We start from the raw sequence: 14,892 nt of genomic DNA on the forward strand, positions 1-14,892 counted from the left end.
GGGCGACAACGTGTCGATCACCGTCAAGCTGATCAACCCGATCGCGATGGAAGAAGGCCTGCGTTTCGCTATCCGTGAAGGCGGTCGTACCGTCGGCGCCGGCGTCGTTGCCAAGATCTTCGAGTAATCGTAACAAGCAGCATTTTTTACCATCGCCGGGGGTGATCCCCATCCCCGGTTCGTTCTTTAAAGGAAAATCATGTCGGTTCCTAGCCAAAAAATCCGTATCCGTCTGAAAGCATTCGACTATCGTCTGATCGACCAGTCTGCACTGGAAATCGTCGACACCGCCAAGCGTACCGGCGCTGTCGTCAAGGGCCCGGTTCCCCTGCCGACCCGCATCCAGCGTTTTGACGTCCTGCGTTCGCCGCACGTCAACAAGACTTCGCGCGACCAGTTCGAAATCCGTACCCATCAGCGCCTGATGGATATCGTCGATCCGACCGACAAGACGGTTGACGCATTGATGAAGCTGGACCTGCCCGCTGGCGTTGACGTAGAAATCAAGCTGCAATAAAAGCAGGCAATGTGTTGGAAAAGCGCACAACCACTGGTTGTGCGCTTTTTTTTTCCGGGCTATAATGCTCGGCTTCGATGTGGGTTTTGCGTCTGCAAGGCCCGCAATTATTGGTAGTACGAACATCAGCCCCGCCCAATCGCAGGCGGGAATGGAGAAAACAATGAGCCTGGGCCTTGTTGGTCGCAAGGTTGGTATGATGCGCATCTTCACGGAAGATGGGGATTCGATCCCTGTGACCGTGCTGGACGTGTCCAACAACCGCGTGACACAAATCAAAACGCCTGAAGTGGATGGTTATTCCGCTGTTCAGGTGACCTTCGGTCAACGTCGCGCTTCCCGCGTGACCAAAGCCGCTGCCGGCCACTACGCCAAAGCTGGCGTTGAAGCTGGTACCGTTCTCAAAGAATTCCGTGTTGACGCCGCCAAGGCTGCCGAGTTCAAGGCAGGCGACGCCGTCGGTATCGCCCTGTTTGAAGCCGGCCAGAAGGTCGACGTGCAAGGCGTGTCGATCGGTAAGGGCTACGCCGGTACCATCAAGCGTTACAACTTCTCGTCGGGTCGTGCGACCCACGGTAACTCCCGTTCCCACAACGTTCCTGGCTCCATCGGTATGGCGCAGGATCCGGGTCGCGTGTTCCCGGGCAAGCGCATGACCGGTCACCTGGGTGACGTCACCACCACCGTTCAGAATCTGGAAATCGCTCGCGTCGACGCTGAGCGTTCCCTGCTGATGGTCAAGGGTGCTGTTCCTGGTGCCAAGAACGGTCAAGTGATTGTCTCGCCGGCAGTCAAAGTCAAAGCGAAGAAGGGAGCCTAATCAATGGAACTGAAGCTCCTGAATGACCAAGGTCAAGCTGCTTCGAACGTCGCCGCACCGGATACCATTTTCGGTCGTGACTACAACGAAGCCCTGATCCACCAGGTCGTGGTTGCCTATCAAGCAAACGCTCGCAGCGGCAACCGCAAGCAAAAAGACCGTGAAGAAGTCAGCCACACCACGAAGAAGCCGTGGCGTCAAAAGGGTACTGGCCGCGCTCGCGCCGGTATGTCCTCGTCGCCTCTGTGGCGCGGTGGTGGTCGTATCTTCCCGAACTCGCCTGACGAAAACTTCACCCACAAGGTCAACAAGAAGATGTATCGCGCAGGTGTCTGCTCGATTCTGTCCCAGTTGGCACGTGAAGGCCGCCTGTCGGTCGTGGAAGAATTCGCCGTTGAGGCTCCGAAGACCAAGCTGCTGGCCCAGAAGCTGAAGGGCATGGGTCTGGATTCGGTGCTGGTTATTACCGACAGCCTGGACGAAAACCTGCTGCTCGCCTCGCGCAATCTGCCGGGCGTGCTGGTGGTTGAGCCGCGTCAAGCTGATCCCGTGTCGCTGGTGTACTTCAAGAACGTCTTGATCACCAAGCCCGCACTGGCAAAGATTGAGGAGTTGCTGGCATGAACGCAATCGTGAAACATAGCGAAGAGCGCCTGATGAAGGTGCTGCTGGCACCGGTCATCTCCGAAAAGGCAACCTTCGTGGCTGAGAAGAACGAGCAAGTCGTCTTCCTGGTCGCCAAGGATGCAACCAAGCTGGAAGTCAAGGCCGCCGTCGAACTGCTGTTCAAGGTGGAAGTGGAATCGGTGCAAGTCGCCAACCGTCAGGGCAAGCAGAAGCGCTCGCGCAACGGTATGGGCCGCCGCAACCACACCCGCCGTGCATTCGTCAGCCTGAAGCCGGGTCAAGAAATCAACTTCACCGAGGAGGCTAAATAATGGCACTCGTAAAAGTGAAGCCGACCTCGCCCGGTCGGCGCGGCATGGTCAAGGTCGTCAATGCCGACCTGTACAAGGGCCGTCCACTGGCAGCTCTGGTCGAAAAGAAGTCCAAGACCGCCGGCCGTAACAATAACGGCCACATCACCACCCGCCACATCGGCGGTGGTCACAAGCATCACTACCGCGTTGTCGACTTCCGTCGCAACAAGGATGGCATTCCCGCCAAGGTTGAGCGTATCGAATACGACCCGAACCGTACCGCGCACATCGCACTGCTGTGCTACGCGGACGGCGAGCGCAAGTACATCATCGCTCCCAAGGGTCTGACCGTGGGTGATTCGCTGATCAGCGGCGCTGAAGCACCGATCAAGTCGGGCAACACCCTGCCGATCCGCAACATCCCGGTGGGTACCACCATCCACTGCGTGGAAATGCTGCCGGGCAAGGGTGCCCAGATCGCACGTACCGCCGGCGCCGCTGTGGTGCTGATGGCACGTGAAGGCACCTACGCCCAGGTTCGTCTGCGCTCCGGCGAAGTGCGCCGCATTCACATCGAATGCCGTGCAACCATCGGCGAAGTCGGCAACGGCGAGCACAACCTGCGCAAGATCGGCAAGGCCGGTGCAATGCGCTGGCGTGGTGTGCGCCCGACCGTTCGTGGCGTGGTCATGAACCCGGTCGACCACCCGCACGGTGGTGGTGAAGGTAAGACTGCGGCAGGCCGTCACCCGGTGTCGCCGTGGGGCCAGCAGACCAAGGGCAAGAAGACTCGTAGCAACAAGCGTACGACTTCGATGATTGTCTCGCGTCGCGGTAAGAAATAAAGGATAAAACATGACACGTTCATTGAAAAAAGGTCCTTTCTGCGACGCCCACCTGGTAAAAAAGGTTGAGGCTGCTCAGGCAACCAAGGACAAGAAGCCCATCAAGACCTGGTCGCGTCGTTCGACGATCATGCCGGACTTCATCGGCCTGACGATCGCGGTGCATAACGGCAAGCAGCACGTGCCGGTCTATGTGTCGGAAAACATGGTTGGTCACAAGCTCGGCGAATTCGCGCTGACCCGTACGTTCAAGGGTCACGCTGCCGATAAGAAGGCTAAGAAATAAGGTCCTATGATGGAAACTAAAGCTAACCTGCGCGGTGTGCACCTGTCGGCCCAAAAGGGTCGCCTGGTTGCAGACCTGATCCGCGGTAAAAAAGTTGATCAGGCACTGAATATCTTGGCCTTCAGCCCCAAGAAGGGCGCGGCGATCATCAAAAAGGTTCTGGAGTCCGCAATCGCGAACGCCGAGCACAACGATGGCGCCGACATTGACGAGCTGAAAGTCAAGACCATTTATGTGGAAAAGGGTGCGGTCCTGAAGCGCTTCACAGCGCGTGCGAAGGGCCGTGGTGATCGTATTTCCAAGCAATCGTGTCACATCTACGTGACCGTCGGAAACTAAGGAGTCACGATGGGACAGAAGATTCATCCAACCGGTTTCCGTCTGGCGGTTACACGTAACTGGGGCTCGCGTTGGTATGCAGGCAATAACAACTTTGCCGACATGCTCAACGAGGACCTGAAGGTCCGTGCTTACCTGAAGAAGAAGCTGAAGAACGCTTCGGTGGGTCGCGTCGTGATCGAGCGTCCGGCCAAGAACGCCCGCATCACCATTTACAGCTCCCGTCCGGGCGTTGTGATCGGCAAGAAGGGCGAAGACATCGAAGTGCTGAAGGCAGCGCTGGGCAAGCTGATGGGCGTGCCCGTGCACGTCAACATCGAAGAAATCCGCAAGCCGGAAGCCGATGCTCAGCTGATCGCCGATTCGATCTGCCAGCAGCTCGAAAAGCGCATCATGTTCCGTCGCGCCATGAAGCGTGCGATGCAGAACGCAATGCGTCTGGGCGCTCAAGGCATCAAGATCATGTCGTCGGGTCGTCTGAACGGCATCGAAATCGCACGTACCGAATGGTACCGTGAAGGCCGTGTGCCCCTGCACACCCTGCGCGCCGATATCGATTACGGCTTCGGCGAAGCTGAAACCACCTACGGCATCATCGGCGTGAAGGTGTGGGTCTACAAGGGCGATCGCCTGGCAAACGGCGAAGCTCCGGTGCTGGTCGGTGAACCGGAAGACGACAAGAAGCGTCGTGGTCCGCGTCGTGACGACGGCAAGCCGGGCGCACGTCCGCGTTCGCGCACTGGCGCACCTGGTGGTGCCGGCGCTGGCGCCAAGCGCGGCGGTGGTCGTCCTCAAGCTGCCGATGCCGGTGTGTCGGCTGAGAAAGCAGGAGAATAATCATGCTGCAACCAGCACGTAGAAAATATCGTAAAGAACAAAAAGGTCGTAACACCGGTATTTCGCATACCCGCGGTACCGCTGTCTCGTTCGGCGATTTTGGTCTGAAGGCAGTCGGCCGTGGCCGTATCACTGCTCGTCAGATCGAAGCAGCTCGTCGTGCGATGACCCGTCACATCAAGCGCGGTGGTCGTATCTGGATCCGCGTTTTCCCGGACAAGCCAATTTCCCAGAAGCCTGCAGAAGTGCGTATGGGTAACGGTAAGGGTAATCCGGAGTACTACGTGGCTGAAATTCAGCCGGGCAAGGTACTGTACGAGATGGACGGTGTGGACGAAACCCTGGCGCGCGAGGCGTTCCGTTTGGCTGCTGCCAAATTGCCGCTGGCGACGACTTTCGTTGTTCGTCAAGTCGGTCAATAATTAGGAGCGGAAAATGAAAGCATCTGAACTCCGCGGTAAGGACAATGCTGCGCTGGAAAAAGAACTGAGCGAGTTGTTGAAAGCCCAGTTCAGCCTGCGTATGCAAATTGCAACTCAGCAACTGAACAATACCGCACAGCTGAAGAAGGTACGTCGCGACATCGCACGTGTGAAAACTGTGATCAACTCGAAGGATGGCCAACAATGAACGATCAAGTGAAACAAGCGCTCCAGCGCACGCTGATTGGCAAAGTTGTGTCGGACAAGATGGATAAGACCGTCACTGTCGAAATCGAGCGTCAAATGAAGCACCCGCTGTACGGCAAGATCATCAAGCGCACCAAGAAGTACCACGCGCATGATGAACAAAATACGGCAAAGGCCGGCGACCTGGTGGAAATCCAGGAAACCCGTCCGATCTCCAAGACCAAGGCTTGGACTGTGACCCGCGTTGTACAGGTGGCACAGGTTCTGTAAGTTGTTCTTGCACGCTCGATATTATGCTGCCATAATATCGAGCTCTTTCTTTGCTGCGTCCTGCCTGCAAAGAGAGGCAAAAAAAGTAGCTCTATTCGTCCCCTAACTAGCGAGTTCGCTTGCTAACAGGACCAAGACTGACCGCCAGCGCATCGTGCGAAGCGGATTAAGTTGGGAAAGAAAATATCATGATTCAAACTGAAAGCCGGCTCGAAGTAGCCGACAACACCGGTGCGCGTGAAGTGCTGTGCATCAAGGTCTTGGGTGGTTCCAAGCGCCGCTACGCAGGCATTGGCGACGTGATCAAGGTTACGGTCAAGAGCGCTGCGCCACGTGGTCGCGTCAAGAAGGGTGAAATTTATAACGCTGTCGTCGTTCGTACCGCCAAGGGCGTGCGTCGTCAGGATGGTTCGCTGGTCAAGTTCGATGGTAATGCAGCCGTCCTGCTGAACGCCAAGCTGGAGCCTATCGGCACCCGTATCTTTGGGCCGGTGACTCGTGAGCTGCGTACAGAGCGCTTCATGAAGATCGTCTCCCTGGCGCCTGAAGTTCTGTAAGGAGTGGTCATGGCAAAGATTCGTAAAAACGATGAAGTCATCGTGTTGACCGGTAAAGACAAGGGCAAGCGCGGCGTCGTGACTGCTCGCGTCGGCACCGATTATGTTGTCGTGGAAGGTGTGAACGTCGCCAAGAAGGCAACTCGCCCGAACCCGATGACTGGTGCAACTGGCGGCATCGTCGATAAGCTGATGCCAATTCATGTGTCGAACGTTGCGTTGTTCAACGCAGCGACCGGCAAGGCAGATCGCGTGGCTTACAAGGAAGTGGACGGCAAGAAGGTCCGCGCTTACAAGTCCAGCGGCGAAGTCGTTAAGGTTTAAACATCATGGCACGTCTTCAACAGTTTTATAAAGATAAGGTCGTCGCCGATCTGACTACGAAGTATTCGTACAAGTCGGTGATGGAAGTTCCGCGCATCCTGAAGATCACCCTGAACATGGGTCTGTCGGAAGCGGTTGCGGACAAGAAGATCATCGAGCACGCCGTTGGCGATCTGACCAAGATCGCTGGCCAAAAGCCGGTGGTGACCAAGGCACGTAAGGCTATCGCGGGTTTCAAGATCCGTGAAGGCTATCCGATCGGCTGCATGGTGACCCTGCGTGGCGCCCGCATGTACGAATTCCTGGATCGTCTGATCACCGTGGCCCTGCCGCGCGTGCGTGACTTCCGTGGTGTGTCGGGTCGTGCTTTTGACGGTCGCGGCAACTACAACATCGGTGTGAAAGAGCAGATCATCTTCCCCGAAATCGAGTACGACAAGATCGATGCACTGCGTGGCATGAACATCAGCATCACCACCACTGCAAAGACCGACGACGAAGCGAAGGCGCTTCTCGCCGCATTTAAATTCCCGTTCAGAAACTGAGGATGCCATGGCAAAACTGGCACTGATTAACCGTGAACAGAAGCGCGCAGCAATGGTGAAGAAGTATGCCGCCAAGCGCGCCGAGTTGAAGGCTATTATCGACGACCAATCGAAGTCGGAAGAAGAGCGTTACGAAGCCCGCCTGAAGCTGCAGGCGCTGCCGCGTAACTCTGCTCCGACCCGCCAGCGCAACCGTTGCGCGCTGACTGGCCGTCCCCGTGGTACTTTCCGCAAGTTCGGATTGGGCCGTATCAAGGTCCGTGAAATCGCCATGCGCGGCGAAATCCCGGGTTTGACCAAAGCTAGCTGGTAATAGGAGAAGAAGCAATGAGTATGAGCGATCCTATCGCCGATATGCTGACCCGTATCCGCAATGCGCAAGGCGTGAACAAGACTACCGTCGTCATGCCGTCTTCCAAAGTGAAGGTCGCCATTGCCAACGTCCTGAAGGACGAGGGCTATATCGAAGATTTCGCCGTGGTTGCCGCCGAAGGCAAGGCTGAATTGAAAATCGGTTTGAAGTATTACGCTGGCCGTCCGGTCATCGAGCGCCTGGAGCGCGTGTCCCGTCCGGGTCTGCGCATCTACAAGGGCAAGGATGATATCCCGAACGTCATGAACGGCTTGGGCGTGGCGATCGTGTCCACCCCGCGCGGCGTGATGACTGACCGCAAAGCACGCGCAACCGGTGTCGGTGGCGAAGTGATTTGCTACGTGGCCTAAGGAGTGCAAGATGTCCCGTGTAGGTAAAATGCCAATTGCACTGCCGGCTGGCGCGGAAGCGACCATCACTGCAGCGCAGATCACCGTCAAGGGCCCGCTGGGCTCGTTGACGCAGCCCCTGACCTCCAAGGTCAAGGTTGCAAACAACAATGGCTCGCTGAGCTTCGAAGTGGCTGACGACAGCCGCGAAGCAAACGCGATGTCGGGCACCCTGCGTGCCCTGGTCAACAACATGGTCAACGGCGTCACCAAGGGCTTCGAAAAGAAGCTGAACCTGGTTGGCGTGGGTTTCCGTGCACAAGCACAAGGCGACAAGCTGAACCTGTCGCTGGGCTTCTCGCACCCCATCGTTCACCAGATGCCCGCCGGCATCAAGGTTGAGACCCCGACCCAGACCGAAATCCTGATCAAGGGTATCGATCGCCAGGTGGTCGGCCAGGTCGCCGCAGAAATTCGTGCTTACCGCGAACCCGAACCCTATAAGGGCAAGGGCGTGCGCTACAGCGACGAAGTGGTGACGCTCAAAGAAACCAAGAAGAAGTAATAGGGGTTGACGATGGATAAGAAACAATCTCGCCTGCGCCGTGCGACTCAGACTCGCGCCAAGATCGCAGAACTGAAGGCGGTTCGCCTGGCTGTGCACCGTACCAACACGCACATCTACGCTACCGTCATCGGCCCCGATGCAAACGTGCTGGCCTCCGCTTCCACCCTGGAAGCAGAAGTGCGCGCCGAGCTGGCTGGTCAAACCGGCAAGGGCGGCAACACCGCCGCTGCCGCCCTGATCGGCAAGCGCGTTGCGGAGAAGGCACTGAAGGCCGGTGTGACTGAAGTCGCATTCGACCGCTCGGGTTTCCGTTATCACGGTCGCGTCAAGGCGCTGGCTGAGGCTGCGCGTGAAGCCGGCCTGAAGTTCTAAGGAATATCGATCATGGCAAAAATGCAATCGAAAACGCAAAGCGACAAGCCTGATGACGGCATGCGCGAAAAAATGATCGCGGTCAACCGTGTCACCAAAGTGGTGAAGGGCGGCCGTATCATGGGTTTCGCAGCTCTGGCAGTGGTTGGTGACGGCGATGGCCGCATCGGCATGGGCAAGGGCAAGTCGAAGGAAGTGCCTGTGGCCGTGCAGAAGGCGATGGAAGAAGCTCGCCGCAAGCTGATCAAGGTCACGCTGAAGAACGGTACCGTGCAGCACACCGTCATCGGCAAGCACGGCGCTTCGTCGGTCATGATCTCGCCCGCCAAGGATGGTACCGGCGTGATCGCCGGCGGTCCGATGCGCGCGATCTTTGAAGTGATGGGCGTGACCGACGTGGTGGCGAAGTCGACTGGTTCGACTAACCCCTACAACATGGTCCGTGCCACCCTCAACGGTCTGTCGAAGATGAACACTCCGGCTGAAGTTGCTGCCAAGCGCGGCAAGTCGGTCGAAGAAATCCTGGGCTAAGGTGATTCAGATGGCTAACACAATCAAAGTCAAGCTGGTCAAGGGTCTGATCGGTACACGTCAGGATCACCGCGCCACCGTGCGCGGCCTGGGTCTGCGTCGCGTCAACTCGGTGTCGGAACTGCAAGACACCCCGTCGGTGCGCGGCATGATCAACAAAGTGTCCTATCTTGTGAAAGTTGTGTCGTAAGCGGTTGCTTGCGAACGGAGCGAATCATGCAATTAAACACTATCCAACCCGCAGACGGCGCCAAGCACGCTAAGCGTCGCGTCGGTCGTGGTATCGGCTCTGGCCTGGGCAAGACCGCAGGTCGTGGTCACAAGGGTCAGAAGTCGCGTTCGGGCGGTTTCCACAAGGTCGGCTTCGAAGGCGGCCAGATGCCCCTGCAACGTCGTCTGCCCAAGCGCGGTTTCAAGTCGCTGGCAACGCCGTACAAGGCTGAAGTGCGCCTGTCCGACCTGGAAAAGCTGCCCGTCGCCGACATCGACGTGCTGGCACTGAAGCAAGCCGGCCTGGTGCCGGAACTGGCTCGTGTCGTGCGCATCATCAAGGCCGGCGAGCTGACCAAGAAAGTGACCGTCAAGGGTCTGATCGCAACTGCCGGTGCCAAGGCTGCTATTGAAGCAGCCGGCGGTTCCGTCGCTGAGTGATCCGGTCCCGGAGCATTAATTGGCAACTACTCCTCAATTAGCGAAAGGCGCTGCAAAAGGCTTCCCCTGGGGGCGTTTGTGGTTCCTGCTGGGGGCGTTGATCGTATATCGCATCGGTGCACATATCCCGGTTCCGGGTATTGATCCGACGCAATTGGCGCAGCTGTTCAAGCAGAATCAGGGCGGCATCCTGGGCATGTTCAACATGTTCTCCGGTGGTGCTCTGTCGCGCTTCACGATCTTCGCACTGGGGATCATGCCGTATATCTCGGCATCGATCATCATGCAGCTGCTGTCGGTGGTTTCTCCGCAGCTGGAGGCGTTGAAGAAAGAGGGCGAGGCCGGGCGTCGCAAGATTACCCAGTACACCCGCTACGGCACCCTGGTGCTGGCGACGTTCCAGGCGCTGGGTATCGCTGTGGCGCTGGAATCGCAGGCAGGTCTGGTGCTGGATCCGGGTCTGGCCTTCCGTCTGACGACGGTGGTGACGCTGATCACCGGCACGATGTTCCTGATGTGGCTGGGTGAGCAGATCACCGAACGTGGTCTGGGCAACGGTATCTCGATCATCATCTTCGCGGGTATCGCTGCAGGTCTGCCGAATGCTCTGGGCGGCTTGTTCGAACTGGTTCGTACCGGCTCGATGAACGCACTGTCGGCAATCCTGATCTGCGTGATCGTGGCGCTGGTGACCTTCCTGGTGGTGTTCATCGAACGCGGCCAGCGCAAGATCCTGGTGAACTACGCCAAGCGTCAGGTCGGCAACAAGATCTACGGTGGTCAAAGCAGCCACCTGCCGCTGAAGCTGAACATGGCAGGCGTGATTCCGCCGATCTTCGCGTCGTCGATCATCCTGTTCCCGGCGACGATCACCAGCTGGTTTACGTCGGGCGACACGTCGAATCCCTTCATTCGTTTCCTGAAGGATCTGGCGGCTTCGATGGCGCCGGGTGAACCGATTCACGCGCTGTTGTATGCGGTAGCCATCGTTTTCTTCTGCTTCTTCTACACCGCACTGGTGTTCAACAGCAAGGAAACGGCGGATAACCTGAAGAAGAGTGGTGCGTTTGTTCCGGGTATTCGTCCGGGTGAACAGACGGCGCGTTATATCGACAAGATCCTGATGCGCCTGACCCTGGCCGGCGCCGTGTACATCACGCTGGTGTGTCTGTTGCCGGAATTCCTGATCGCGCGCTGGAAGGTGCCGTTCTACTTCGGCGGCACATCGCTCTTGATCATTGTGGTCGTGACGATGGATTTCATGGCCCAGGTGCAGAACTATGTGATGTCGCAGCAGTATGAATCGTTGCTCCGCAAAGCTAATTTCAAGGGTGGTATGAACCCGCGTTGAGCGATTCTGCCCCAGAGGAAGACGACACGGAATGGCAAAAGACGACGTTATTCAGATGCAGGGCGAGATTCTTGAAAATCTGCCCAACGCGACATTCAGGGTTAAGTTGGAAAACGGTCACGTTGTACTCGGCCATATTTCCGGCAAGATGCGCATGAATTACATCCGTATCTTGCCAGGCGATAAGGTAACGGTGGAACTGACGCCTTACGATTTGAGCCGGGCACGTATCGTGTTCCGAACCAAGTAACAGTGAAACATTGAAAGAAAGAGGGCCACAATGAAAGTGCTCGCATCAGTCAAGCGGATCTGCCGCAACTGCAAAATCATCAAGCGCAATGGCGTCGTTCGTGTGATCTGCACCGAACCTCGTCATAAGCAGCGCCAGGGTTAATTAACGTTATTGATCGAGGAATAACGAATGGCACGTATTGCAGGGGTCAACATCCCCAACCATCAGCACACCGTGATCGGCCTGACCGCCATCTATGGTATTGGCCGTCCGCGCGCGGAAGACATCTGCGCAGCTACCGGCGTTCCGACCAACAAGAAGGTCAAGGACCTGGACGATAGCGAGCTGGAAAAGCTGCGCGATGAGATCGCCAAGTTCGTCGTCGAAGGCGACCTGCGTCGTGAGCTGTCCATGAACATCAAGCGTTTGATGGACCTGGGCTGCTACCGTGGCCTGCGTCACCGTCGTGGCCTGCCGGTTCGTGGTCAACGTACCCGCACCAACGCCCGTACTCGCAAGGGTCCGCGCAAGGCCGCTCAATCGCTGAAGAAATAATCCCGGCAGCGCTAGTCACTGGTCGGATTCAAGGAAGAAATTATGGCAAAGTCCCCCAACAACGCAGCAGCATCGCGTGTTCGTAAGAAAGTTAAGAAGAACGTTGCTGAAGGCATCGCGCACGTTCACGCTTCGTTCAACAACACCATCATCACGATCACCGACCGTCAGGGCAACGCTCTGTCGTGGGCGACTTCGGGTGGTGCTGGCTTCAAGGGCTCGCGCAAGTCGACTCCGTTCGCAGCCCAGGTCGCAGCTGAAACTGCCGGCAAGGTCGCGATCGAATGCGGCATCAAGAACCTGGAAGTGCGTATCAAGGGCCCGGGCCCTGGCCGTGAATCCGCAGTGCGCGCTCTGAACAACCTGGGCATCAAGATCACCCAGATCCAGGACGTGACCCCGGTCCCGCACAACGGCTGCCGTCCGCCGAAGCGCCGTCGCATCTAATCTGTAGTATAATCTTGCGCTTCGCGTGATTTGGCCTGAAAGGCCACCGCAAAGCGCCGGAAATCACCCGCCAACGACCTTGGCGGGTTTTGTTCTTAAGACCACTGTCTGACTGCAAGCAGGTCAGACTAGCGTCCGGCTGTACGGGACGTCATTTAATCAAAGGAAATACTGTGGCACGTTATATCGGACCGAAAGCAAAACTCTCCCGCCGCGAAGGCACCGACCTGTTCCTGAAGAGCGCACGCCGCTCGCTGGACTCCAAGTGCAAGCTGGACTCCAAGCCGGGTCAGCACGGCCGCACCTCGGGCGCCCGCACCTCCGACTACGGCAACCAGCTGCGTGAAAAGCAGAAGGTCAAGCGCATGTACGGCGTCCTCGAGCGCCAGTTCCGCCGCTACTTCGCTGAAGCCGACCGCCGCAAGGGCAACACCGGCGAAAACCTGCTGAAGCTGCTGGAAGCCCGCCTGGACAACGTCGTCTACCGCATGGGCTTCGGCTCGACCCGCGCTGAAGCGCGTCAGCTGGTGTCCCACAAGGCCCTGACCGTGAACGGTCAAGTCGTGAACATCGCTTCCTACCTGGTCAAGGCCGGTGACGTGGTTGCCGTGCGCGAAAAGGCCAAGAAGCAAGTGCGTATCGCCGAAGCCCTGTCGCTGGCTGAGTCGGGCGGTTTCCCGTCGTGGGTTGCCGTTGACGCCAAGAAGCTGGAAGGCACCTTCAAGTCGGCTCCGGACCGCAGCGAAATCGCCAACGACGTCAACGAATCGCTGATCGTCGAACTGTATTCGCGTTAATCCGTAGTACAGCATCACCCGTGCCCACCACCCGGTGGGCATTTTTCCGAAAGCCATCAGCCTTATCGGTGTAACGAGCCGAGGGTATTGAAAAGGACATTTCATGCAAAACAGTTTGTTGAAGCCCCGCATCATCGAAGTGGAAGCACTGGCTCCCGGTCACGCCAAGGTCGTGATGGAGCCGTTCGAGCGCGGTTACGGTCACACCCTGGGCAACGCGCTGCGTCGCGTCCTGCTGTCGACCATGACCGGCTACGCTCCGACCGAAGTCACCATCGCCGGCGTCGTGCACGAGTACTCCTCGCTGGACGGCGTGCAGGAAGACGTGGTCGACATCCTGCTGAACCTGAAGGGCGTGGTTTTCAAGCTGCACAACCGTGACGAAGTCACGCTGACCCTGAAGAAGGAAGGCGAAGGCGTCGTCCTGGCATCCGATATCGATCTGCCGCACGACGTCGAGCTGATCAATCCGGATCACGTGATCGCCAACCTGACCGGTGGCGGCAAGCTGGACATGCAGATCAAGGTCGAAAAGGGCCGCGGCTATGTGCCGGGTAACGTCCGTCGTCTGTCGGAAGACACCAACAAGACCATCGGCCGCATCATCCTGGACGCCTCGTTCTCGCCCGTGCGCCGCGTTTCCTACGCCGTCGAATCGGCGCGTGTGGAACAGCGTACCGACCTGGACAAGCTGGTCATGAACATCGAGACCAACGGCGTCATCACCCCGGAAGAAGCGATCCGCCAATCGGCCCGCGTGCTGGTTGACCAGCTGAACGTGTTCGCCGCCCTGGAAGGCACCGAAGCGACCGCGGAAGCACCGTCGCGCGCACCGCAGGTCGATCCGATCCTGCTGCGTCCGGTCGACGACCTGGAACTGACCGTGCGTTCGGCAAACTGCCTGAAGGCCGAGAACATCTACTACATCGGCGACCTGATCCAGCGCAGCGAAAACGAACTGCTGAAGACCCCGAACCTGGGTCGCAAGTCGTTGAACGAAATTAAGGAAGTCCTGGCTTCGCGTGGCCTGACCCTGGGCATGAAGCTGGAAAACTGGCCGCCCGCCGGCCTGGAGAAGTAATTTTGGCGGCATGGCCGGGATGGGCGAAAGCCCTTCCGGCCGTACCGGCAGGAATGCAGCACCAAAGTCGTACTGAAGTAACGTAGTTCTTACATCGCATAACCGGTCCGCGGACAGGCAAGGCTGCAAGCCCGTCCGATCGAAGAACTGGATCAAAACTGTCATCTGAAAGGAAATTACCATGCGTCACCGTCACGGTCTCCGCAAACTGAATCGTACTTCGTCCCACCGTCTGGCCATGTTGCGCAACATGACCGTTTCGCTGCTGAAGCACGAAGCCATCAAGACCACCCTGCCCAAGGCCAAGGAACTGCGCCGCGTCGTCGAGCCGATCCTGACCCTGGGCAAGACCGACACCCTGGCCAACAAGCGCCTGGCCTTCAACCGCCTGCGCGATCGCGAAATCGTGGGCAAGCTGTTCTCCGAACTGGGCCCGCGCTACGCTGCCCGTAACGGCGGCTACCTGCGTATCCTGAAGATGGGTTTCCGTCAAGGCGACAACGCGCCGATGGCATTCGTCGAACTGGTGGATCGTCCGGAAGTCACCGACGAAGCTGCTGTTTCGACCGCCGAGTAATTCGGGCGTCAAGAAAAGAAAGCCAGGCCTAGCCTGGCTTTTTTTTATCCTGCGCCGTTTATGCCGAGCCGCCCGGCGCGCATCGACGACCGGCATGCGGATGCAGATGCCGCACGCAAATGCGCCTTGTCTTGCGCTT

General features: G+C 58.0%; 30 protein-coding genes. All 30 read left to right on the top strand.

Going from position 1 to position 14,892, the window contains the following annotated elements:
- Window positions 1-127: EF-Tu C-terminal domain-related protein (locus tag CEJ42_RS23605; RefSeq protein WP_476729727.1), on the top strand; the 127-nt coding region annotated here is incomplete at its 5' end.
- Window positions 128-199: 72 nt separating this feature from the next.
- The gene (gene rpsJ / locus CEJ42_RS23610) at window positions 200-517 is read left to right on the top strand and encodes a 30S ribosomal protein S10 (RefSeq protein WP_006464935.1); all 318 of its coding nucleotides are present in this window, start codon (window positions 200-202) and stop codon (window positions 515-517) included.
- A gap of 163 nt (window positions 518-680) precedes the next feature.
- Window positions 681-1,337 carry a 50S ribosomal protein L3 gene (gene rplC / locus CEJ42_RS23615; protein ID WP_079217280.1) on the top strand — a complete coding sequence of 219 codons (657 nt, stop codon included), beginning with the start codon at window positions 681-683 and terminating at the stop codon, window positions 1,335-1,337.
- Between the two features lie 3 nt (window positions 1,338-1,340).
- A complete protein-coding gene (rplD, locus tag CEJ42_RS23620) occupies window positions 1,341-1,961 on the top strand; it encodes a 50S ribosomal protein L4 (RefSeq protein ID WP_079217279.1) in 621 nt (206 codons plus the stop codon).
- On the top strand, window positions 1,958-2,275 hold the full coding sequence (gene rplW / locus CEJ42_RS23625; protein WP_006464932.1) for a 50S ribosomal protein L23: 318 nt from the start codon (window positions 1,958-1,960) through the stop codon (window positions 2,273-2,275). The genes rplD and rplW overlap by 4 nt, the downstream gene beginning before the upstream one ends.
- Complete coding sequence (gene rplB, locus CEJ42_RS23630; RefSeq protein WP_079217278.1) at window positions 2,275-3,102, top strand: 50S ribosomal protein L2; 828 nt, start codon at window positions 2,275-2,277, stop codon at window positions 3,100-3,102. Before rplW ends, rplB begins: the two co-directional genes overlap by 1 nt.
- 10 nt (window positions 3,103-3,112) lie before the next feature.
- Entirely contained in the window at window positions 3,113-3,388 is a 276-nt protein-coding gene (gene rpsS / locus CEJ42_RS23635; RefSeq protein WP_007875308.1) for a 30S ribosomal protein S19, read from the top strand.
- Window positions 3,389-3,394: 6 nt separating this feature from the next.
- On the top strand, window positions 3,395-3,727 hold the full coding sequence (gene rplV / locus CEJ42_RS23640; protein WP_175354815.1) for a 50S ribosomal protein L22: 333 nt from the start codon (window positions 3,395-3,397) through the stop codon (window positions 3,725-3,727).
- Between the two features lie 9 nt (window positions 3,728-3,736).
- Window positions 3,737-4,564 (top strand): 30S ribosomal protein S3, encoded by an 828-nt coding sequence (gene rpsC / locus CEJ42_RS23645; RefSeq protein WP_079217277.1) that lies wholly within the window; start codon window positions 3,737-3,739, stop codon window positions 4,562-4,564.
- 2 nt (window positions 4,565-4,566) lie between these two features.
- A complete protein-coding gene (gene rplP, locus CEJ42_RS23650; protein ID WP_006464927.1) occupies window positions 4,567-4,986 on the top strand; it encodes a 50S ribosomal protein L16 in 420 nt (139 codons plus the stop codon).
- Window positions 4,987-4,999: 13 nt separating this feature from the next.
- Entirely contained in the window at window positions 5,000-5,194 is a 195-nt protein-coding gene (rpmC, locus tag CEJ42_RS23655) for a 50S ribosomal protein L29 (RefSeq protein WP_079217276.1), read from the top strand.
- Window positions 5,191-5,463, top strand: coding sequence for a 30S ribosomal protein S17 (rpsQ, locus tag CEJ42_RS23660; RefSeq protein ID WP_079217275.1), 273 nt, complete (start codon window positions 5,191-5,193; stop codon window positions 5,461-5,463). The genes rpmC and rpsQ overlap by 4 nt, the downstream gene beginning before the upstream one ends.
- A gap of 188 nt (window positions 5,464-5,651) precedes the next feature.
- Window positions 5,652-6,020, top strand: a complete 369-nt coding sequence (gene rplN / locus CEJ42_RS23665) for a 50S ribosomal protein L14 (RefSeq protein WP_006464924.1) — start codon at window positions 5,652-5,654, stop codon at window positions 6,018-6,020.
- Window positions 6,021-6,029: 9 nt separating this feature from the next.
- On the top strand, window positions 6,030-6,344 hold the full coding sequence (rplX, locus tag CEJ42_RS23670; RefSeq protein ID WP_079217274.1) for a 50S ribosomal protein L24: 315 nt from the start codon (window positions 6,030-6,032) through the stop codon (window positions 6,342-6,344).
- A gap of 5 nt (window positions 6,345-6,349) precedes the next feature.
- Window positions 6,350-6,889: a 50S ribosomal protein L5 gene (gene rplE, locus CEJ42_RS23675; RefSeq protein WP_006464922.1), complete on the top strand. Its 540-nt coding sequence runs from the start codon at window positions 6,350-6,352 to the stop codon at window positions 6,887-6,889.
- Between the two features lie 7 nt (window positions 6,890-6,896).
- The gene (gene rpsN, locus CEJ42_RS23680) at window positions 6,897-7,202 is read left to right on the top strand and encodes a 30S ribosomal protein S14 (RefSeq protein ID WP_079217273.1); all 306 of its coding nucleotides are present in this window, start codon (window positions 6,897-6,899) and stop codon (window positions 7,200-7,202) included.
- Window positions 7,203-7,216: 14 nt separating this feature from the next.
- A complete protein-coding gene (rpsH, locus tag CEJ42_RS23685) occupies window positions 7,217-7,612 on the top strand; it encodes a 30S ribosomal protein S8 (RefSeq protein WP_079217272.1) in 396 nt (131 codons plus the stop codon).
- Window positions 7,613-7,622: 10 nt separating this feature from the next.
- Window positions 7,623-8,156: a 50S ribosomal protein L6 gene (gene rplF, locus CEJ42_RS23690; RefSeq protein ID WP_079217271.1), complete on the top strand. Its 534-nt coding sequence runs from the start codon at window positions 7,623-7,625 to the stop codon at window positions 8,154-8,156.
- A gap of 12 nt (window positions 8,157-8,168) precedes the next feature.
- Window positions 8,169-8,531 (top strand): 50S ribosomal protein L18, encoded by a 363-nt coding sequence (gene rplR / locus CEJ42_RS23695; protein ID WP_079217270.1) that lies wholly within the window; start codon window positions 8,169-8,171, stop codon window positions 8,529-8,531.
- 12 nt (window positions 8,532-8,543) lie between these two features.
- On the top strand, window positions 8,544-9,062 hold the full coding sequence (rpsE, locus tag CEJ42_RS23700) for a 30S ribosomal protein S5 (RefSeq protein WP_079217269.1): 519 nt from the start codon (window positions 8,544-8,546) through the stop codon (window positions 9,060-9,062).
- Between the two features lie 10 nt (window positions 9,063-9,072).
- Window positions 9,073-9,252 carry a 50S ribosomal protein L30 gene (gene rpmD / locus CEJ42_RS23705; RefSeq protein ID WP_057289740.1) on the top strand — a complete coding sequence of 60 codons (180 nt, stop codon included), beginning with the start codon at window positions 9,073-9,075 and terminating at the stop codon, window positions 9,250-9,252.
- A gap of 26 nt (window positions 9,253-9,278) precedes the next feature.
- Entirely contained in the window at window positions 9,279-9,713 is a 435-nt protein-coding gene (gene rplO / locus CEJ42_RS23710) for a 50S ribosomal protein L15 (RefSeq protein WP_079217267.1), read from the top strand.
- 19 nt (window positions 9,714-9,732) lie between these two features.
- Window positions 9,733-11,064: a preprotein translocase subunit SecY gene (gene secY / locus CEJ42_RS23715; protein ID WP_079217266.1), complete on the top strand. Its 1,332-nt coding sequence runs from the start codon at window positions 9,733-9,735 to the stop codon at window positions 11,062-11,064.
- A gap of 31 nt (window positions 11,065-11,095) precedes the next feature.
- Window positions 11,096-11,314, top strand: a complete 219-nt coding sequence (gene infA / locus CEJ42_RS23720) for a translation initiation factor IF-1 (RefSeq protein ID WP_005663428.1) — start codon at window positions 11,096-11,098, stop codon at window positions 11,312-11,314.
- A 30-nt stretch (window positions 11,315-11,344) separates the two neighbouring features.
- Window positions 11,345-11,458, top strand: coding sequence for a 50S ribosomal protein L36 (rpmJ, locus tag CEJ42_RS23725; protein WP_006464913.1), 114 nt, complete (start codon window positions 11,345-11,347; stop codon window positions 11,456-11,458).
- Between the two features lie 27 nt (window positions 11,459-11,485).
- The gene (gene rpsM / locus CEJ42_RS23730) at window positions 11,486-11,851 is read left to right on the top strand and encodes a 30S ribosomal protein S13 (protein WP_079217265.1); all 366 of its coding nucleotides are present in this window, start codon (window positions 11,486-11,488) and stop codon (window positions 11,849-11,851) included.
- A gap of 42 nt (window positions 11,852-11,893) precedes the next feature.
- Window positions 11,894-12,298, top strand: coding sequence for a 30S ribosomal protein S11 (gene rpsK / locus CEJ42_RS23735; protein ID WP_050469922.1), 405 nt, complete (start codon window positions 11,894-11,896; stop codon window positions 12,296-12,298).
- Between the two features lie 173 nt (window positions 12,299-12,471).
- Window positions 12,472-13,095, top strand: coding sequence for a 30S ribosomal protein S4 (gene rpsD / locus CEJ42_RS23740; protein WP_079217264.1), 624 nt, complete (start codon window positions 12,472-12,474; stop codon window positions 13,093-13,095).
- 103 nt (window positions 13,096-13,198) lie between these two features.
- Window positions 13,199-14,176, top strand: a complete 978-nt coding sequence (locus CEJ42_RS23745; protein WP_079217263.1) for a DNA-directed RNA polymerase subunit alpha — start codon at window positions 13,199-13,201, stop codon at window positions 14,174-14,176.
- Between the two features lie 181 nt (window positions 14,177-14,357).
- Window positions 14,358-14,753 carry a 50S ribosomal protein L17 gene (gene rplQ / locus CEJ42_RS23750; protein WP_088752752.1) on the top strand — a complete coding sequence of 132 codons (396 nt, stop codon included), beginning with the start codon at window positions 14,358-14,360 and terminating at the stop codon, window positions 14,751-14,753.
- Window positions 14,754-14,892 lie beyond the last annotated feature (139 nt).

The organism is Herbaspirillum robiniae (assembly GCF_002213415.1).
Taxonomy (GTDB): domain Bacteria; phylum Pseudomonadota; class Gammaproteobacteria; order Burkholderiales; family Burkholderiaceae_D; genus Herbaspirillum; species Herbaspirillum robiniae.